Annotated in this window: 21 protein-coding genes, 1 tRNA gene and 1 pseudogene; 9 read left to right on the forward strand and 14 right to left on the reverse strand. The window is 70.7% G+C overall.

What is annotated here, in order from left to right:
• Positions 1-5: 5 nt before the first annotated feature.
• Together EV382_RS28890 and EV382_RS28895 are read right to left on the reverse strand one after the other, a co-directional pair.
• Positions 6-863 (reverse strand): oxygenase MpaB family protein, encoded by an 858-nt coding sequence (locus tag EV382_RS28890; RefSeq protein ID WP_130407033.1) that lies wholly within the window; start codon positions 861-863, stop codon positions 6-8.
• Between the two features lie 69 nt (positions 864-932).
• Positions 933-1,361 carry a Fur family transcriptional regulator gene (locus EV382_RS28895; RefSeq protein ID WP_130407035.1) on the reverse strand — a complete coding sequence of 143 codons (429 nt, stop codon included), beginning with the start codon at positions 1,359-1,361 and terminating at the stop codon, positions 933-935.
• A 201-nt stretch (positions 1,362-1,562) separates the two neighbouring features.
• On the opposite strand from EV382_RS28895, the gene EV382_RS28900 reads away from it, so the two are divergent.
• Complete coding sequence (locus EV382_RS28900) at positions 1,563-2,045, forward strand: DUF2231 domain-containing protein (RefSeq protein WP_130409288.1); 483 nt, start codon at positions 1,563-1,565, stop codon at positions 2,043-2,045.
• A 54-nt stretch (positions 2,046-2,099) separates the two neighbouring features.
• On the opposite strand, the gene EV382_RS28905 is transcribed toward EV382_RS28900, so the two are convergent.
• On the reverse strand, positions 2,100-2,495 hold the full coding sequence (locus tag EV382_RS28905) for a hypothetical protein (protein ID WP_130407037.1): 396 nt from the start codon (positions 2,493-2,495) through the stop codon (positions 2,100-2,102).
• A gap of 105 nt (positions 2,496-2,600) precedes the next feature.
• Here EV382_RS28905 and EV382_RS28910 point away from each other — a divergent pair, with 105 nt between their 5' ends.
• Complete coding sequence (locus tag EV382_RS28910) at positions 2,601-2,783, forward strand: hypothetical protein (RefSeq protein ID WP_130407039.1); 183 nt, start codon at positions 2,601-2,603, stop codon at positions 2,781-2,783.
• Positions 2,784-2,899: 116 nt separating this feature from the next.
• On the opposite strand, the gene EV382_RS33175 is transcribed toward EV382_RS28910, so the two are convergent.
• Positions 2,900-3,301, reverse strand: a complete 402-nt coding sequence (locus EV382_RS33175) for a hypothetical protein (RefSeq protein ID WP_208758509.1) — start codon at positions 3,299-3,301, stop codon at positions 2,900-2,902.
• A gap of 273 nt (positions 3,302-3,574) precedes the next feature.
• On the opposite strand from EV382_RS33175, the gene EV382_RS33660 reads away from it, so the two are divergent.
• The gene (locus EV382_RS33660; RefSeq protein WP_244237024.1) at positions 3,575-3,781 is read left to right on the forward strand and encodes a hypothetical protein; all 207 of its coding nucleotides are present in this window, start codon (positions 3,575-3,577) and stop codon (positions 3,779-3,781) included.
• A 14-nt stretch (positions 3,782-3,795) separates the two neighbouring features.
• Here the strand turns inward: EV382_RS33660 and EV382_RS33665 are convergent.
• Positions 3,796-4,002: pseudogene (locus EV382_RS33665) on the reverse strand (FmdB family zinc ribbon protein); the annotation flags it as partial.
• On the reverse strand, positions 3,999-4,676 hold the full coding sequence (locus EV382_RS28925) for a 5-formyltetrahydrofolate cyclo-ligase (protein ID WP_130407043.1): 678 nt from the start codon (positions 4,674-4,676) through the stop codon (positions 3,999-4,001). The gene EV382_RS28925 and the pseudogene EV382_RS33665, both read right to left, overlap by 4 nt.
• Before the next feature lie 85 nt (positions 4,677-4,761).
• Here EV382_RS28925 and EV382_RS34035 point away from each other — a divergent pair, with 85 nt between their 5' ends.
• The 6 genes from EV382_RS34035 (at position 4,762) to EV382_RS28955 (ending at position 11,486) form a co-directional block, all read left to right on the forward strand.
• Complete coding sequence (locus EV382_RS34035) at positions 4,762-7,164, forward strand: GGDEF domain-containing protein (protein WP_208758510.1); 2,403 nt, start codon at positions 4,762-4,764, stop codon at positions 7,162-7,164.
• A gap of 9 nt (positions 7,165-7,173) precedes the next feature.
• Positions 7,174-8,136: a UTP--glucose-1-phosphate uridylyltransferase gene (locus EV382_RS28935; RefSeq protein WP_130407045.1), complete on the forward strand. Its 963-nt coding sequence runs from the start codon at positions 7,174-7,176 to the stop codon at positions 8,134-8,136.
• Positions 8,133-9,446: a molybdopterin molybdotransferase MoeA gene (locus EV382_RS28940; protein ID WP_030329151.1), complete on the forward strand. Its 1,314-nt coding sequence runs from the start codon at positions 8,133-8,135 to the stop codon at positions 9,444-9,446. Before EV382_RS28935 ends, EV382_RS28940 begins: the two co-directional genes overlap by 4 nt.
• Positions 9,447-9,555: 109 nt before the next feature.
• Positions 9,556-10,206, forward strand: coding sequence for a GNAT family N-acetyltransferase (locus EV382_RS28945; protein WP_130407047.1), 651 nt, complete (start codon positions 9,556-9,558; stop codon positions 10,204-10,206).
• A gap of 177 nt (positions 10,207-10,383) precedes the next feature.
• A complete protein-coding gene (sepX, locus tag EV382_RS28950) occupies positions 10,384-11,166 on the forward strand; it encodes a divisome protein SepX/GlpR (RefSeq protein WP_208758511.1) in 783 nt (260 codons plus the stop codon).
• A gap of 246 nt (positions 11,167-11,412) precedes the next feature.
• Positions 11,413-11,486, forward strand: a tRNA-Ala gene (locus tag EV382_RS28955).
• 64 nt (positions 11,487-11,550) lie between these two features.
• Here EV382_RS28955 and EV382_RS28960 read toward each other — a convergent pair.
• The 8 genes from EV382_RS28960 to EV382_RS28995 form a co-directional block, all read right to left on the reverse strand.
• On the reverse strand, positions 11,551-12,798 hold the full coding sequence (locus tag EV382_RS28960; protein ID WP_130407051.1) for a tyrosine-type recombinase/integrase: 1,248 nt from the start codon (positions 12,796-12,798) through the stop codon (positions 11,551-11,553).
• 1 nt (position 12,799) lies between these two features.
• Positions 12,800-12,985, reverse strand: a complete 186-nt coding sequence (locus EV382_RS28965; RefSeq protein ID WP_130407053.1) for a helix-turn-helix transcriptional regulator — start codon at positions 12,983-12,985, stop codon at positions 12,800-12,802.
• A complete protein-coding gene (locus tag EV382_RS28970) occupies positions 12,982-14,277 on the reverse strand; it encodes a replication initiator (RefSeq protein WP_130409292.1) in 1,296 nt (431 codons plus the stop codon). Before EV382_RS28970 ends, EV382_RS28965 begins: the two co-directional genes overlap by 4 nt.
• 145 nt (positions 14,278-14,422) lie before the next feature.
• Positions 14,423-15,364, reverse strand: a complete 942-nt coding sequence (locus tag EV382_RS28975) for a hypothetical protein (RefSeq protein WP_208758512.1) — start codon at positions 15,362-15,364, stop codon at positions 14,423-14,425.
• Complete coding sequence (locus tag EV382_RS28980; RefSeq protein WP_425272008.1) at positions 15,361-16,620, reverse strand: FtsK/SpoIIIE domain-containing protein; 1,260 nt, start codon at positions 16,618-16,620, stop codon at positions 15,361-15,363. The genes EV382_RS28975 and EV382_RS28980 overlap by 4 nt, the downstream gene beginning before the upstream one ends.
• 209 nt (positions 16,621-16,829) lie before the next feature.
• Positions 16,830-17,066, reverse strand: coding sequence for a hypothetical protein (locus EV382_RS28985; protein ID WP_130407058.1), 237 nt, complete (start codon positions 17,064-17,066; stop codon positions 16,830-16,832).
• Positions 17,066-17,341: a hypothetical protein gene (locus EV382_RS28990; RefSeq protein WP_130407060.1), complete on the reverse strand. Its 276-nt coding sequence runs from the start codon at positions 17,339-17,341 to the stop codon at positions 17,066-17,068. The genes EV382_RS28985 and EV382_RS28990 overlap by 1 nt, the downstream gene beginning before the upstream one ends.
• Before the next feature lie 415 nt (positions 17,342-17,756).
• Positions 17,757-18,080, reverse strand: a complete 324-nt coding sequence (locus tag EV382_RS28995; RefSeq protein WP_130407062.1) for a hypothetical protein — start codon at positions 18,078-18,080, stop codon at positions 17,757-17,759.
• Positions 18,081-18,294 lie beyond the last annotated feature (214 nt).

Raw genomic sequence — 18,294 nt, forward strand, 5'->3', positions numbered from 1 at the left:
CCGGGTCAGCCGGCCAGCGCGGCGTGCCGTGCGGCCCGTTCCTTGGCCGCCTGCATCAACGGCCCCTCCAGATATCGGCGGGGGACGGCGGCGAACGCGAGCCGCAGCGCGCGCACGCTCAGGTCCGCCGACAGCGCGGTGGTCGGTAACCCCAGACCGCCGTACATCCGGTGCGCCCACGGCGGCAGCAGCCCGAACGCGGTGCCGGCGATCCCCAGGTACGCCCAGCGTGGTGGGCCCAGGGTGAGCCCCAACCGGACCGGCAGGCTGAGCTTCCACGGCAGCGGCGGGGCGGTCAGGAACACCGCCGTCTCGGCGGCCTCCCGGGTCATCCGCAGCTGTGGCCGTACGGCCCCGTAGTACTCGGCGACCTCGGCGGCGGTGCCCGGGACGGTGGCCGGGTCCAGGCCGACCAGGGCGGCGGCGCGGCGCTGCTCGGTGTAGTAGCCGTCCACCTCGGCGTCGCTCAGCGGCAGCCCGGCGCGCCGGGCCGTGCTCAGGAACGACTCGACCTCGGTCACGTGCACCCAGCGCAGCAGGTCCGGTTCGTCGATCCGGAACTCCTCACCGGTGTGCGTGTCGGTGGCCCGCAGCCGGCCGTGCAGGCGGCGCAGCCGGGCCCCGGCGGCCTCCGCCTCGGCGGTGGTCCCGTAGACGGTGGTCGCCACGTAGGTGGCGGTGCGGACCAGCCGGCCCCAGGCATCGGTGCGGTAGTTGCTGTTCTGCGCGACCCCGGCCATGGCCCGTGGGTGCAACGCCTGGAGGTAGAGCGAACGCAGGCCGGCGACGATCAGGATCGGCTCCTCGTGCACCTTCCACGTGACCGAACCCGGACCGAACAGGCCGAGGTCATCGGAGTCCACCGCCCAAGGGTGCCACGGCCCGGCCGGCAACGCCGGTCCCGTACCGCCGGTGCGAGCCTGGACGGCGGGTCAGACGTCGGCGGAGCGGCGGGCCCGGCAACCCGGGCAGAGACCCCAGAAGGTCACTTCGGCCTCGTCCACCTCGAACCCGTGCGCGACATTCGGCTCCAGGCACGGGGCGCTGCCCACCGCGCAGTCGATGTCGGCGATCTCCCCGCAGCTTCGGCAGACCACGTGGTGGTGGTTGTCGCCCACGCGTGCCTCGTAACGCGCGGGACTGCCCGCCGGCTCGATCCGACGCGACAGCCCGGCCCGGGACAGCGCGCCCAGCACGTCGTAGACCGCCTGGGTGGAGACCGAGTCGAGGCGTTCGCGGACCCGCCGGGTGATCTCGTCGACCTCCAGGTGGCCGCCGCCGGCCAACACGTCGAGCACCGCGAGGCGCGGCCGGGTGACACGCAGGCCCCTGGACCGCAGCAGCTCCTCAGCACCGGACATTCGCCAATGACAGCACGCCCGATCAGCATCGACAACCGTCGCCCGCTCCGGGTGGCGACCGACACAACCAGGCAAGATCGAGAGTACGGCCCGGCGGGTGAACCCGATCGACGCGGCGCGCGTGTGTCCGGTCGAGAGCCTGGGGACGATCGGCGGACCATAGGCTGACCACCCCTGACCATGATCCACCTGGAGGGTTCGATGTTCGAGGAGATCCTGGGTCTACCGGTACACGTCCTGGTGGTCCACGCGGTCGTCGTGTTCGTGCCGCTGCTGGCGGTGCTGGCCATCGCGTACGTGGGGCTGCCGCGCTGGCGGCACCGCCTGGACTGGGCGCTGGGCCTCCTCGCCGTGGCCGCGCCGGTCACCGCCTACGTCGCGGTCAAGTCAGGTGAGGCGCTCACCGATGCGCTGGTAGCCAGGGGCTTCCAGGGGCCGATCCTCGATCAGATCTTCAATCACTCCCGCTACGGCGACATCCTGTTCCGCATCGTGGTGCCGCTCGGCATCGTGGCCATCCTGCTGCTCGTGGCGACAAGTGGGCATCCCCGGGTGCCGCAGCTGCCCGCGCTGGTCACTCCCGTGCTGGCGGTAGCAGCCGTGGCGCTCGCCATCGCCGCCCTGGTCTACGTCTACCTGACCGGCCACTCCGGCGCCGAGACCGTCTGGGGTACCACCCTCTGACTGCCGCCCTTGCTGAGCTGCCGCCCTTGCTGACCTACGGCGCCGAGGCGGGCCTCAGAAGATCACTCGCGAGCAGAGCAGGCAGAACAGAACCAGCAACACCACGCCGGCCGCCGCGCCGAAGCCGTAGGTAACCCGCTGCGAGCGCTGCTCGGCCGCGTCCAGGTCGGCCATGTCCTGCGGCGGCAGCTGTCGCGGCGGCGCCGGCCGCAGATGTACGGGTGGACGCCAACCCGCCGGCGGCGGCACCGTCTGCGGCGGGCCGGAGTATCCGCTGGGTGGACTCCCGGCCGGTGCTGGGCCGGTCTGCCCGGCTGGTGCTGGATCGCTCTGCCCGGCTGGTGGAGCGCTCACGGGCCCGGCGGGAGGTTGGCCTGCCACCGCGTCGTCGCCGCTGTCGGGCCGTCGCCAGTAGTCGTCCGGGGTGCTGCCGCCGCTGGGGGTCGTCACGCCGTCCGACGCTACCAACGCCACCGGCTGCCCGGTCGCTTCTGGGCGGGGTGCCGCGTTCGGCGGCCGGTCCGCTGCCGTCGCACTGCGCTAGTCTTGCCGCTCGTGAGCATCGACGACCCCGGCACGCCCGGCGCACGCGGCGACGATGACCGCGCCGTCGACCTGAGCGACGACTTCGTGGTGCTGCCCGAGCAGACCTCTGACGACACCGACCGTGGTTGGGGTGAGCGGTCGGGTGGCAATGACGACTGGCTGCTCGCTGAGCGCCCTCCGCACTGGGACTGACCGCCGGCGGCTTGGCCAGATCCCGAGGACGTCGGTCGGTGACCCGAACGCTCTTCGTGGCGGAGCCTGCCTCGCCCTGGTTGTACCCGGCGCTGCGTGGGCCAGCCCTATTGGGTTCAGGGCCCGTTCGCGGCGGTGGAGTCTGCGTCGGCGGTGCCTGACCCGGCGGGGCTGGAGGTGGCGCTGGCAGGGTCGGCGGCCGACCCGTCCGGGGTGGGTGCCCGACCTGGGGGCGTCGGGAAGCCGGCGCCGGAGTCGACCGGTCGGCCCGCACCCTGCCGGGCTGTGCTGGTCGGCGTCGACGGCGCGTCGGAGGGCACCGTGGTCGGCGGGCATCCGGCCGGGGTCTGCAGGACAGCGGCGGCCAGGCCGAGCAGCGCGGCGACCAGACCGGCCCGGAGCACGGTAGGCCCGCCGGGCAGAGTGAGCTGGCGTAGCGGGCGCAGGGCCCGCGCGGAATTCGGGTCTTCCATCGCCTGTGCCGCCTCCCGTCCCCTGAGCGCCGCGGTGGCACCCATGGACGGCAGGCTAGGCAGTTTCGCACCGCCGTGGTCGGCCCACTGGCGACGCCTGTGGACAACCGCCCGGCCTGTGGAAAACGCCCATCCTGCGGTTCGATTTGCTATGGCGTCCGACGTGACCGACTCGGGATCACGGAATCGGGCTATCGAAGCGGCGGGGATGGGCCGACTTCCGGAAACCCGAGTCGATCAAGGGAAGGCCCGACCCGACGGGTCGGGCCTTCGACTCGGGCCTTCGACGATCAGGACGCGGAGCTTGCCGCCGCCGCCTTGCCGCTCGACCCACCCGAGGACGAACCCGAAGACGACCCCGAGGAGGACGACGAGCCCGAGGACGCCGCCGACGAGGACGAGGACCCCGACGAGGACGACGCGGACGACGAGCTGTCACTGGAGGACGACTCGGACTTGGCCGGCTTGCTGGTCGTGCCGCCGGCCGTCGTCTCAGAGCCGGACGCCCGGGAGTCGGTGCGGTAGAAGCCCGAGCCCTTGAAGACGATGCCGACCGAGTTGAAGACCTTGCGCAGCCGCCCCTGACACGCCGGGCACTCGGTCAGCGGCTCGTCAGAGAAGGACTGCACCGCCTCGAGCTGGTGACCGCACGTGGTGCAGGCGTACTGGTACGTGGGCACGTTCTCCTCCGGATCTGGGCTCAGCCAGTTGGCACTCGACGTATTCGAGTGCCAATGGTGCGTCATTCGCCCCGGGTTCGTCCAGCGGACGTGTGGGGCGCGACACCGCGCGCCGCACCCGGGCCGGCGTCAAGCGTACGCACCCCGTCGGCGGGAGTGACGACCGCGCGCACCCGGCGGTCGTGTGGCTCCGCCGGCAGCACCTCGACCAGCTCACCGTCGTGCAGGGGCACCACCGTCAGGGCGTCTTCGGGCACCCGGGCGAGTGCGCGGTCGTACGAGCCGCCGCCGCGCCCGAGCCGCCGACCGTGGTGATCGACCGCGAGAGCCGGTACGACCACCAGCTCCGCGTGTGCCACGGCGGCCACTCCGAGACGGGCGCCGACCGGCTCCCGGATACCCCGACCCGCGGCGATCAAGGCAGCCGGCCCGGTATACGCCGCCCAGTCCAGATCCAGGTCGGCGAGGAGCACCGGCAACAGCAGCTCGGCGTCCGCCGGCAGGGCTGCCCGCAGCACCTCGGGCAGGTCGGCGCCGCCCGGTTCGGAGCCGACCGGCACGTACGCCGTGATCCTGCGCGGGCGCAGCCGGCGTACCAGCGTGACCAGCTCGGCCTGCACGCGCCCGGCGGCGGCCGCCCTCGTCGCGGGGGGCAGTGACCGGCGGCGAGCGAGCAGTTCGGCACGGGTGTCCCGCTTCGCCATCCGGGTCACTTCCGCTTCATCAGAAAATTCCGGCACGCAACACTCCTGACGCAACGCCTCTCCCACGGTTGCTCTGTGTCAGCATCGCAAGCAACGGAGGCGGAACTTCCGGGGGGACCGAGTGACGCTACGCGGGCGGTTGACAGCAGCCTTCCTCGTGGTGGTGCTCGGGCCGGTCCTGCTCGGCGCGCTCTTCGTGGCCTCCACCGTCGCGGCGGTCGACCGCAGCCGCTCCACCGAGCGCCTGGCGGTGGCAGCCTCCACCGTGCGGACCTCGGTCGACGCGCTCTGCCAGCAGCTCCGTGCCACGGCCGACGCGGTGGCGCTCACCGCCGACCCGTCCGTTGCCGCCGCGCAACTGGTCGGCCGGGGCCTGGCCGCCGCGGTGCTGATCACCGACGTGGCCGGCCAGGTCACCTACGTCTCGCCCGGCGCGCCGTCGACCCCGTGGCAGGACTGCGCCGGTTCGACCAGCCGGGAAGCCGCCGGCGAGACCAACGGGGAAACCAACGGACCGACCAACGGGGAGACCAACGGCCCGACCGACGGTTCGACCAGCCCGGTCCGTGCGCTGGCGGTCCAGGTCGACCTGCACGACCGCGGCGGTGCCCGGCTGGGTACGGTGACCGCCGCGCAACTGGTCGACCCGGCCTTCGTGGCCCGGCTGGCGGCGGTCACCGGGGTGGGGGTCACCCTGCTCGACAGTGGGGCGAGCGCCGCGCGAGCCACCCACACGACCGAGTCCCGTGACGTACGCGACGCGGTGCTCGCCGCCGCTGTCGCCGTCCGGGGCGAACAGGTCGCCGAGACGAACGAGGGCCGGTACGTGCGCCGGCTCGGGCCCTCCGACGCGCAACCGCTGCCCCTGGTGCTCTCCGTGCCCAGTGAACGGCCACCCGGGCTGCCCGCCACGCTGGTCGGGGTGGTCGTGCTGGCCGGACTGCTCGCCGTGCTGGCGGCCTGGCGGCTGGCCCGGGTGACCACCCGACCGCTGGCGGAGTTGGCCGGTGCGGTCGACCGGGTGGCCCAGGGCGACCTGACCGCCCGGGTGCCGGTACGCAGCCGCGACGAGTTGGGGCGGCTGGCCGCCGCGTTCAACCGGATGACCCGCGAGACCGGCGCCTACGTCGCCGCGCTGACCAGTAACCGGGATCAGCTGCGGGGGCACCTCGCGGTGCTCGGGGACACCCTGGCCAGCACGCACGATCTGCAACGCATCCTGCGGGTGATCCTGCGCAGCGCCATCGGCGCCACCGGTGCTCGGGCCGGCGCGGTCCTGCTGGTGGAGACCGGCGGGGTGCTCGTCGCGCAGTGCACCGAGGGGTTGGACGGGCGTTGGCCGGACGAGGAGGCGGACGGGTCGCCGACGCTCCGGGTGCCGGTCGGCGTCGGCGTGGTCGGTGCGGTCGCCGCCACCGGGGAAGCGCAGCGGGGCAGGGCGGAGCCGACCGAGGCCCCAACGGGTGAACCACGGTGCCGCACCTACGTCGCGGTTCCGTTCGCCGCCCCGGGCGGCAACGCCCCCACCACCCCCGGCGGGCCCGCGGGGTCGGCCGACGAGGCTGGCGCGGCGGTCGCGCTCGGTGTGCTGGCCCTCTACGACCGGCTAGGCGCCGACGACTTCGACGACGACGACCTGGCCACCCTGCGCACCTTCGCCGGCCACGCGGCCGTGGCGGTGGACAACGTCCGGGTGCACGAGGAGGCGCAGCGGCTCTCCCTCACCGACCCGCTCACCGGGCTGTGGAACTACCGCTACCTGCGCGAGTCGATCCGGCGGGAGGTGGAACGGGCCAGCCGTTTCGGGCGGATGCTCAGCGTCCTCGCGTTGGACCTCGACCGGTTCAAGGACGTCAACGACACCTACGGGCACGCCGCCGGGGACACCGTGCTGGCCGAGTTCGCCCGGCGGGTGCGCGGGGAGATCCGTGAGGTCGACCTGGCCTTCCGCCAGGGCGGTGAGGAGTTCGTGCTGCTGCTGCCGGAGACCGACGCGCGGGGTGCGGCGATCGTGGCCGAGCGGCTCGGCGCGGCGGTACGTGACACGCCCATCGCCGTCGAGGCGTACGCCGGGCCGGTCCTGGTGACGGTGTCGGTGGGTATCGCCGTCTTCCCCGACAACGGCAGCACCGGGCCGGAGGTGCTGGAGGCCGCCGACGACGCGCTCTACGCGGCCAAGGCGGCCGGTCGCGACACGTACCGGGTCGCCGAGGTGCGCGCGGATCTGCCGACCCGGGAGATCCCGGTGCTCGCGGGTGCGGTGAGCCCACCCGACGGGCTGCCGCGCGCCGGCCAGCCCGTGCCGGGCAACCGGGAGCCGGGCGGGCCCGCCCGGTCCGACCCGGCTGCGGGCGTACCGGAATCATCGCTGGCGGGCCCGGCGCACGCCCGACCGGATTCGGCCGACGACACGCCGGACGGCGCGCCAGGTGCGGCGCGGGCCGGCCCGGACGCGGCGTGGCCCGGGTCGGGTGGCGGCGCGTCTTCTGGGCCACACCCGCCGCGGCAGAGCCGTGGCCGATAGTCTCGCGGCATGTCGGAGCACTCAGCGAACCTCTCATCGACGGTCGCCGCAACCTTCCGTCCCCTGGCGGTCAAGGCCGTCATCCCGGCCGCCGGCTTGGCCACCCGGTTCCTGCCGGCCACCAAGGCGGTCCCCAAGGAGCTGCTGCCGGTGGTGGACCGGCCGGTGTTGCAGTACATCGTCGAGGAGGCCACGCAGGCCGGCATCAACGACGTGTTGCTGATCACCGGCCGGGGTAAGACGTCGATGGTGGACCACTTCGACCGTCGCCCGGACCTGGAGACCAGGTTGGAGGAGAAGGGCGACGCCGAACGGCTGGCCGCCGTGCGCCGGCCCAGCGAGCTGGCCGAGATCTACACGGTGCGGCAGCCCGAGCAGCTCGGGCTCGGCCACGCCGTCGGGTACGCCGAGTCGCACGTCGGCGACCAGCCGTTCGCGGTGCTGCTCGGCGACGAGTTCGTCAAGCCGTCGGAGCCGCTGCTGCCGGCGATGATCGAGTTGCAGGCCCGCACCGGCGGTGTGGTGCTCGCCTTCTTCGAGGTCGACCCGGCCGACACCAAGCGGTACGGCATCGCCTCCGTCGAGCCGGCCGAGTCGGAGCTGACCGACATCGGCGAGGTCGTCAAGGTGACCGGGATGGTGGAGAAGCCGCAGCCGGAGGACGCCCCGAGCAACCTCGCGGTGCTCGGCCGCTACGTGTTGCCGGGCACGATCTTCGACGCGATCCGGCGGACCAAGCCGGGCAGCGGCGGCGAGATCCAGCTGACCGACGCGATGGAGTTGCTGCGCACCGAGGGCACCCCGGTGCACGCGATCGTCTACCGGGGCACCCGCTACGACACCGGCATGCCGCTGGGGTACCTCCAGACGGTGGTGCAGATCGCCGCCGAGCGCGACGACCTCGGCGCCGAGTTCCGGTCCTGGCTGGCCGACTTCGTCAAGGCCGACGCGGCAGGCGGATCTGGTACATGACCGCGACGGCCGACGCCGAGGCGGCCGCGAACGAGTTGACGCCGCTCGCCGACTACCTGGGCAGCGTGCTGCGCAGGTTGCGCGCGCTGCCACCACTCGACCTCGACCTCACCCAGGCGCACGGCAACGTCCTCGCCGAGGACGTCGTCGCGCCGCACGCCTTCCCGGCCTTCGACCAGGCGGCCGTGGACGGCTACGCCGCGCGCTGGGAGGACATTTCCGGAGGGGGTCGGGGGCCGAGCTACGTCCCGGCCCCCTCCGGCACGCCCGGTGGCCGCACCATCCGGCTCAACGTGGTCGGCGATCTCGGTGCCGCGAGTTGGCGGCCGGTCCGGCTCACCCCCGGCTCATGCTTTTCGGTGGCCGCCGGGGCGCCGCTGCCGGTCGCTGCGGACGTCGTGGTTCCGGTGGAGTGGACCGACCAGGGCATGGCCGCGGTGGAGATCTTCCGTACCCCCAAACGGGGGTACGGGGTACGCCGCGCGGGTGAGGAGTTGCCCGCCGGCACGTTGCTCGCCCGCGCCGGCACCTACGTGTCCCCGGCCCTGGTCGCCGTCTTCGCGGCGACCGGCATCGGGCACGTGGTGGTCCGGCCCAGCCCACGGGTGGTCATCGTGGCCACCGGTGACGAACTCGTCGACGTGGGCCGGGGCAGTCAGCCGGGCCAGGTGGTGGACGCGAACTCGCACGCGCTGACGGCCGCGGCGGCCGAGGTGGGCGCACTGGCGTACCGGGTGGGCATCTGCGACGACGACCCGGAAGGGCTGCGCGGGCTGCTGGAGGACCAGACCCTGCGCGCCGACCTGATCATCACCACCGGGGGCACCGGCACCGGCCCCGGGGACATGGTGCGCCGGATCCTCTCCCGCCGCGAGGGCGGTCGCGCCGGGCCGGTCACCTTCACCGACGTGGCGCTCTATCCCGGTACCGCGCTCGGGTTCGGCACGGTCGGCGCCGAGGAGGTGCCGGTGGTCTGCCTGCCCGGCGACCCGGGCGCCGCGTTGATCGGCTTCGAGGTGCTGGCCCGCCCCGCCATCCAACTGCTCGCCGGTGCCGAACCGGTGTTCCGGCCCAGCGTACGGGCGCACCTGCTGGAGACCGTGTCGTCCCCGGCGGGGCTGCGGGAATTCCGGCCGGCGCACGTCGCCGAGCGACGCGGCGGCGGGTACACCGTCCAGCCCCTCAGCGGTGGGCCGTTCACCCTCTCCGGCTTGGCCGAGGCGAACGGGTTGCTGGTGCTCGGCGAGCGGGTCACCACCGCCGCGGCCGGTTCCACCGTGGACGTCCTGCTGCTGGACCGCCGCCGGTGACGGTGCCCGGCGCGATCCGCCAGCCGGCCGTCTCCGCGTCGCACGATCACCGGCACCTCGTGGTGGAGCTACTTGCGCGAGACACGGTCCCGCGCGGGAGACTGTGCGGGTGAGTCTCTTCGGTCCCGCGCGGTCGCCGGGTTGGCCGGTGGAGTTGGCCGACGGCCCGGTGCTGCTGCGGCCCTACCGGCGCTCCGACGCGGCGACCTGGTCGGAGGTAAGGCGGGCCAACCAGGCCTGGTTGGCCCCGTGGGAGTCGTCGCTGCCCGGCGGCTGGGACGAGATGAACTCGCCGGCCGCGTTCCGCTGGGTGCACCGTGACCAGCGGCGCTCGGCCCGCGAGGGCGAGGGCATGCCGTTCGCGGTCTGCCTGCGCGAGGCCGGCCGGGACCGGCTGGTCGGGCACATCAACGTGGGCAGCATCGTGCGGCGGGCGCTCTGCTCCGGCTACGTCGGCTACTGGGTGGACGCGCGGGTCGCCGGCCGAGGTGTGATCCCCACGGCGCTCGCCCTCGCCGTGGACCACGCGTTCGGGCCGGGCGGGCTGCACCGGGTGGAGGTCAACATCCGTCCGGAGAACCGGCCGTCGCGGCGGGTGGTGGAGAAGTTGGGCTTCCGCGAAGAGGCGTATCACGTGCGCTACATGCACATCGACGGCGCGTGGCGGGACCACATCGGGTACGCGATGACGAGTGAGGAGATCGCCGCCGAGGGTGGCCTGCTGGCCCGCTGGCACCGGGTACGCGCTGCCGCCCGGTGAGCCGTCCCACGGACGGGATCGGCGCGGCGCGCCGGCATCCCGGTCGGTGCGTCGTAACCTCAAGTAACTGCAAGCTGCGGCAAGCGCTCCCCAGCCGGACGATCCACGTACCCGGGCGTGGTCGGTGGAAGATCCTGCGGTCGGAGAGCGTCTGCTTCGAATTCGGTGACGGGAGGGGTGAGGGTGCCGACCTCGGTGCTCCTCGCCGTCCTCGCCGCCGCCGGCCTGCTCGCCCTGGCCCCGGCGCTGGTTCGCCGGTACGACGCCACCGAGCGGCTGGTGGCGGAGCGGGCGCAGTCGACGGCGCGGGTGCTCCAGCGCCGCCGACGCCGCCGCACTGTGCCCGGACGGCGACCCGTCCGCCCCCCGCGCTCACTGACCATCACCCTCAGTGAGGATGTGACTACTGGCGCGCTGGGTGCGCCGGTCTCCGCGCCCCCGGCCGCCCGCCGCTCCGGGCGGCTGCGCGCCGTGCCCGCCGCACCGAAGCGGTCCCGTCGCCGCCCGCAGCCGCGCCGGCAGCACACCCCCGCCGTGTACCGGCGCCGTCGGGTGCTCGCCGCTCTGCTGCTCCTCAACGTCGTCGAACTGGTCGGCGTGCTGTTCGTCAGCCCCGGCTTCTGGGTCAGCTTCGCCGTCACCTTCCTGCTCCTGGCCCTCTATGTGGTCCACCTGCGGGCCCGGGCCCTCGCCGGACGTCGCCGCCGCCGTGCCCGAGCCCGCGAGGCCGCCTGGTTGGCCGCCCGGCAGGCCGAGGTGCGCCGGGAGCAGGCCCGCCGGGCCGCCGCCCGCCGGGAGGCGCAGCGCCGCCTGGCCGCCCAGCGCGAGGGGGTACGCCGAGCCGCCATGGGCCTGGACCGTCCAGGCAACCTGCCGGCGGCGGTCAACGGTGGATCGGTCTCGTACCGGCGGTCGGGTGGCCTCCGTGGCCGCCCCTACGAGGCCGGCCGAGGCGCCTGACGCCCTCCCTGGGTCCCGTCCCCGGTCCGGCCCCGTCCCGGCCCTCGGCTTGATCGACTCGGGTTTCTGGAAGTCGGGGGGTTGGGGCGTCCCGGATGCCCCGATTTTCAGAAACCCGAGTCGATCTTCAGGCGCGGTGGAGCGCCGCGCCGGGGGCGGATTCGCGGTGGGGGCCGGGGACCTGTTAGCCTTGCTGCCGGCCCGCCCGGTGTAAGCCGGGTGGGACCGAAGCCGGTTCGCCGGTGGGGGGCTGTGGCGCAGACTGGTAGCGCACCTCGTTCGCATCGAGGGGGTCAGGGGTTCAAATCCCCTCAGCTCCACCCATACCATCAACGGCCAGCGGAAACGCTGGCCGTTGATCATTTAGTACAACGTCAGTACAAGTCAGCCCAGAAGAGCCGAGCCGGGACGGTTCCCCGCGGCCTCCCGAAGCGCCGTGCTGACGATGTTGCGACGGCGGTTCTTCTTCGGCCACCAATGCACGTACGTCTCCAGCGTGATCCGCAGACTGGAGTGCCGTAGTGCGTTCTGCACGTCGGTCGGGTCGGCACCCGAGGTGATCAGGCGAGTCGCGAAGTAGTGCCGCAGGGAGTGAAATGTGCCTTCGTCCGGCCAGCCCGCCGCCTTGCGCCAACCTCGCCACAGGTCGGACCAGCGCTGATCATGAATCGGCTTGCCCTGGTCGTCGGTGAACAGCAATGCGACTGACCGGCGTTTCGCCTGCTTCCCCGGGTCGGGAGTCCCGGCGGTGATGTCGGGCAGCTCCACCAGTGCGGGCGGATACTTCCGGACATGCTCCGCGAGCACCGTAGCTACGTGGTCGTCCAGGTCCACGTCACCGACAGAACCGGCCTTGGGTGGGGCTAGGTAGAACCCGCTGTAAGCTCCTCTGTGGAAGCGAAGCTGCTGAACCACGTGCAGCTCTTGACGCGGCCGGTCGACACACCGCACGCCATCTTCCAGGCCGAGCACCTCGCCCAGTCGCAGACCTTCACCCGCACCGCACCAGATCGCAGCCTGGTAGCGGTCTGGGACAACGTCGACCAGGGCGAGCATGTCCTCATCGGTCGGCACCCACTTCGGAGCGCGTGAAAAGCCACGCAGGATGGCCGACAGTCGCACCGCCTTGCACGGGTTATCGGAAATTACCTTGTCCGCTACAGCGGCGTTCATGACGGCGTTGAACAGGTCGAAGTAGGTCTTCACTGAGGACTGCGCCACGTTATTGCGCAGCAGAAGCGCCACCCACTCCAGGACGTCCGTGACGGTAATCGCTCGCATCTGCCGCTTGCCGATCTGCGGATAAAGGTGGTGCCGGAGGCGTGACTCTGTGTGCCGCTGGTAATCGAGTGCTTGCCCAATCTGGCGCGAGAGCCGCCACCGCTCGCCGTACTCGCGGAAGGTGATATGCCGGTCCGCCTGGTCAATCTTGGTCTCTTCCGCGATGCCGGCCCGGGCGTTAACGTCGAATTCCTCGGCATCGACCTTTCTCTCAAAGAACCGGGTTTTTGAATTGCCAGCGGCATCGTTGTACCGGACCCGCCACCGCTTACCTTCGCCGTGCCGCTTGGAGGGAAGCCGCTTCTTGTCCGGTCCCCGTTTGGTGAGGTACCACAGGTCATCGATGGGCATGTCAGGCCGCCTTGTCAGTGAACCAGGCCCGCACGTCGGCGGGGTCGTATCGGAGGTGTCGGCCGACGCGGGACGCGCGGGGGCCGGTTCGGCGGTGACGCCATTGGTAGAGGGTGCCGATGGGGATGCCGAGGAACGCCGATACGTCGGTGACGGTCCATAGGCGTTCGGTGGTGGGGGTGGTCATCGGGGTTCCTTTCTGGCTTGCTGTCGTGCGGCTCGGATGCGGTCTCCGATTGCGGTGGCGAGTTCGAGTTGTTCGGGGGTGTCGTAGCCGATGCCGAGGATTTGCCAGTTGTTGACGACCAGGACATCGGTGTCTTCGGGCAGGCCGGCGTCGGTGAGCGCCGTGTGGATTTGGTGGGTTCGGCGTTCGGCGCGAAGGTTTTTGAAGGTCGTGGAGTAGATGCGCGATTTGGTGAGGAAGTGGCCTCGGAAGCCGAGCATGTGTGCCCAGTGGCGCAGTTTGAGATCGGCGTATTGGTCGAGTCCGCCGAGGTCCCAGGCGGTTTGGATCATCGTCCGGTGGTGCGCGGAGACCTGGAGTCGGTCGATGTGCATTTGGGAACGGATGCGCCGGTCTCCGGTCTCCGTAGCGCCGGTGCCCTTGGTGGCGTACTTGGCGATGTAGCCGGCCAGGCGGGTGTCGGCCACGGCCTGGTCCCCGTCGTCGTCTCCGTCGTTGATGTCGATGTCGGTGGCGGTGATGTCTTTGACGTCGACCTGTGCGCCCCAGCCGAGGAGCAGCGCGGTTGCGTCGGGTCGGATGGTGTCCAGCTCGACGGAGGAAGCCGCGGAACGCACCGCGTCAGCCAGAACGTCAGGGGTGAGCCATGTTGGGGGCGAGGAGTCCGGCCCGGACGGGCCATCGGCGCGGATGACGGCGTGGAAGTGGACCAGGCCGCGCCGCTGGTATTCGGCGACTTTGGCGTAGGAGATCCGTAGGTGTGCGCCGGATGCGCGGACGGTGAGGCCACCAGCGGCGGCGACGGCGCGGCGTAGGGCGATGGTGAACCGGTGCCAGAGTTGGCCGCTGTGCGCTTGCCACAGCACGGCCCCGGTGTAGTCGTAGGTGGTCGGGTTGAGCGGGCTACCCAGCAGCGGGTGGCCTTCGGGGTGCCAGCGTCCGCAGGAGCAGGGTCGCTTGCCGGGCCGGTTGTGCACTGGGCCGAACGATGGGGCGGTGAGGGTGACGAAGAGGCGTGTGGACCGGGCCACGGTGGTGGGGACGCCTTTGCCGCCGGACATGCCCGCGTGGATGAGGTGCCAGGCGTCGGCGGCGTACCGGTCGGCGCAGGAGGGGCAGACGGCCGCGCGGCGGGTGCCGCAGGAGGACCAGACCCGTCCTTGCCGGGAGGCGATCAGGTCACCGCTGCCCATGTGCCGGACCTCGAACTTGCCGACCAGCCGGACCGGTTGCAGGCAGCCTTTGACGCTCTCGACGCCAGTCCGCCATTGCTTGTAGGCCGGCGAGCGCATCCATCGGGTCAACGCCGCTTCGGCGTCGTACACGGGGGTTGGTAGTGCCACGGGATTTCTCCTTTCGGAGACGGACCAGCCGTGCTCCAGCGGATGAAGCACGGCAGGTCAGAGCGAGGGGGAATCAGTGCGCGTAGGTGGTGAATTAGTGCGTGTAGCCGTTGGCCGTGGCCGGGGTGAACCGGTCGGCGACTTTCGACGCGATCGACGCGGGTAGCCGGGTGGCCTGTTGGATGTCGACGGCGGTGACCGGTCGGTCCAGGTCGGCAACGAGTCGCCGGATCTGGGTCTGCATCCCGGAAGGGATGCCCAAGCCGTCCAAGGCCGCGGGCTCCCCGGTGGTGTCCCTGGTTGAGTCCGTCCAGCGATCCGGGATCGAGGCCGCAACCGGCGCCGCAGCGGGTGCCGCGATCGGGGCCGGTGCCGGGGTGGTGGGTTCCGCGACGACGGCCGGCACGGTTACCGGAGCCGGAGCCGCGGCGGGAGCCGGGGCGGGGTCGGGGGTTGGGGTGTTCGTGGGCAGGGTGATGGCCCGTCGTGCTTGGGTGCAGCGTGCCTGCACGATCGGCATGACCTCGGCCAGGAAGAACACGAGGATCGGCACCATGAAGTGCGCGGCCAACATCCCGGCGCTGATGCCGCCTTCACGAGGCAAGATCGCTGGTACGACGTTCATGACGAGCGTGGAGCCCAGCAGGAACCGCTTGAGCCAGTCGACCGCCTTGGAGTCGATCTCGATCTCTCGGGCGATCATCGCGGCTTCCCAGCGCAGAACGGTGATGAGGATGCCGACCAGGCACGGCTCGACGCCCCAGCAGCCCCACCACACCGGGTCAGCCGGGGTGAGGTGACCGGCGAGGAAGTCCTGAACGCCGGTCGTGGTGAACACTGACCCGATGGCCAGGAACAGCCACAGCGAACGGGTCACGCTCACCCGCAGCCGCTCAATCTCCACGATGTCCAGCGCGGAGTCCTGCTCCAGGTCGTGCAGCTGCCGGGCGACGTCGAGGCGCTTGCTCAGCTTGCGGACCGGACGAGGCTGCTTCGCCGGCCGCTCGGTGCTGTCGTGGTTGTTCACCGTCGTCACCGGCCCGCGGTGGTGAGTTCGGTGTGGGGCCAGCCCGCAACTCGCACCAGCTCGGCAATGTCGGAGTCGTCGCAGTAGGCCGCCCGCACCCGCATCGGAGTCCGCGAACGCTGCTTGACGACGAACCCGATACCGGCCGAGTCCGCGACGTTCGGGATCTCGTCAGCGAGAGCACCCCGACGGCGCATGTCGTCACCAAGGACCATGTCGACGTGTCCGGCCGACGTGGCCCGCAGGCACACCCGCAGGGAGAACAGGTCTCGCTGAGGGATCACGTCCTTGGTGGGCTCTTGCAGAGCGCCGATGACGCTGCCACCCAGAGCGCGAGCCTGCGACAGGATCAGCGGCAACACCGACTGAACGCCCTTGGTCAGCGACCGGTCGCCGTACCCGGTCACCGCTCCCAGCTCATCGATCAGCAGCAGATCCAGGGGCGTTTCGCGTGACAGCTCGAACGTGCGCCGGCCCTGCTCCGCCAAGGTCTTCTTCCGGGCCTGCATGGTCTCCCAGAACCCGGCGACCACCTCCACGATGTCGCGGTCGGTCTCGGCGTAGCGGTAAGACACCGGCCGCAAGGCGTTCAACTCGGTGCCCTTGGGGTTGACCACGTGCACCCGCACCAGGCCGTCACGGATCAGCGGCGCGCACGCCCGCAGCGCCATCCACGTCACCGAGTTCTTGCCCGACCCGGTGGCCCCGCTGACCAGCCAGTGTTGCCCGATCAGCGGCGCAGACCAGTCGGTGTCGTGCTCGGTCTCGCCCAGGTACACGTTCGCCAGGCTCGTCGCGTCGGCGTCAGCCGCAATCTCCGGCGGGACGATCACCTCAGTGAACGGCTCCGAGCGCTGCACGATCAGCGCGATCACCTGGGACCGCACCCGCTCGACGCCCACCCGTTCCGCGTTCAACCCGACCGCCAGGGCTTCCGCGGCTTCCTCCCACAGCTTCACCGTCTGCCCAAGGAGAAGACGCACGTACACCGTCTCCGTCGACGGCGAGTGACTACGAATCCGGACGATCCGAGGCACGTTGACAAACCCGGTCCGCCGATTCACCGTTACCAGGCCACACTCCTCGGTAACCCGGCTCCACCACCGACCCAGGTACGCCCGCGACAGCCACCGCCGACGCAGCGCCCGCAACTGCGGAGCCGCCACCGCCGCCCACGAGTCCGGGTGACCCCGGTACCAGCCCACACCCGCCGCGAGCACACCCGCCGCCACACCACCGGTGGTCACCGGCCCCAGCTGCGCCATCGTGGTAGCGACCGCCGCCGGAGCAGCCACGAACCCCGGATGCCGCGCAGCCCAACCCGCGACCCGCCACTCCCACCCCTGAGTACGCTTACCCATCTCCCGCACCTACCTTCATCAGTTCTCTTGCAATTCGATGACCACTGTTTTTGGGTAAAGGGAAGGCCCGGATCGGATAACCAACCCGGGCCCTTCCGTTGAAACAATTACTGTCAGCTCACCGCCGCGAACAACTTCTTCGCGCGACTCGTTGACTCCTTCGCTTCCCGCGTCTCCTCCATCCACGGCGCGGCCTCTTCGAGCAACACCAGCAACACCGCGACCGCCCGACGAAGATCGTCGTAATGCCGCATGTACCGATACCGCTCCGGCATCCCCTTCATCGAAGAACGCATCAGCCGCATCGCCTTATCGATCCCGTCATAGGTGTCGCTAATCTGGTACGACATCAGCCCACCTTCCACGGCTTGGCGACCAAATCGGCCTCGAACGTCTTCACTCGCGTGTGGAACGCCCGCAGCGTCTCCACCGCCTGCTTGTGCGCGTCTTCCAGGTCCTCCACCCGAGCCGCGAACTGGTACAACGCCCCCGGCGGAGGCTCGCACCCCTTGATCAGGCTCTTCGCGCCGTCCAGCAGCAACGACAGGCCCTGCACGTTGCCCATCAGCGCCTCATACCGAGACCTGCCAGTCAGCGACTTCACGATCTCCGGCACCAAATCCATGCCTCTCCTTCCGACCTGAGCACCACCATCGGTGGGCACCACCCGCCCCCGGACACACACTCCAAGGGACGGATAGAAACCACCGACCGGTGACTACTCCCGACCGGACAGACGCCACACCCGCCGCAACCGACGCCCCTCACGACGAATAAGACCGACGTTCAAGCACACCGACAGCAACAGCAACCCGATAAGAATCAGCTCGAAGTCCGACACCGCAACCTCCCTTCCGAAAATCGTTGTACGAATAAACGCATTGAACCTGTTTTAGGCAAGGTTGTATCCACTGTGTAATTCTCAAAGAACAAGCAGCCAAGGATTCAGCCCGCACGCAAGCCGCATTGCCTTGACAAAGTGCCCCGACCCGACTCGAACGGGTAACCCACCAAAAAGGGGCGGGGCCAGAATTCCTACCTCACGCCGCCTTGAGGCTCTGCGCCTTCCACGTCAAACCGCTACGACCGTCGCGCTCCCAGTGCGACACCGTCGCCCCGATCAGCTCCACCAGGTCGCCCTCCTCGATTCCCTGCGGGTTCACCGAGAGAGTGACCTTCAGTTCCTCGCCCTTGCCCCGGTAGCCGTCATCGGTCGCCAGCGGCTTCGCGAACACACCCACCACGTACAGCGGGTCATCGGTCCCGTAAGCCGTGAGCACCCGACCCTCCTGATCCATCTTGATCGACGGCTCCTCCACCACCCGCAGCTTGAAGCCAGCCATGTTCACCGGGATGTTCCGCATCTCGCCTCACTCCTTCGCCGTTACTACTCGTCATCCGTGTGTCGCCTGTGCGCCAGGTGGGCACTCAGAGCACCTACCCCAACCGCTCGATGTAACAGAGCGGATCAGCTTGGATCAGAGGCTAACAGGTTGAATCAGTGTGCGTCAACAGATACAATCTGATTCGCAATCAGGGACGGCTGACCTGCGAAAACCTTGATGCGCAGCCCGGTCG

The organism is Micromonospora violae, from assembly GCF_004217135.1.
GTDB lineage: Bacteria > Actinomycetota > Actinomycetes > Mycobacteriales > Micromonosporaceae > Micromonospora > Micromonospora violae.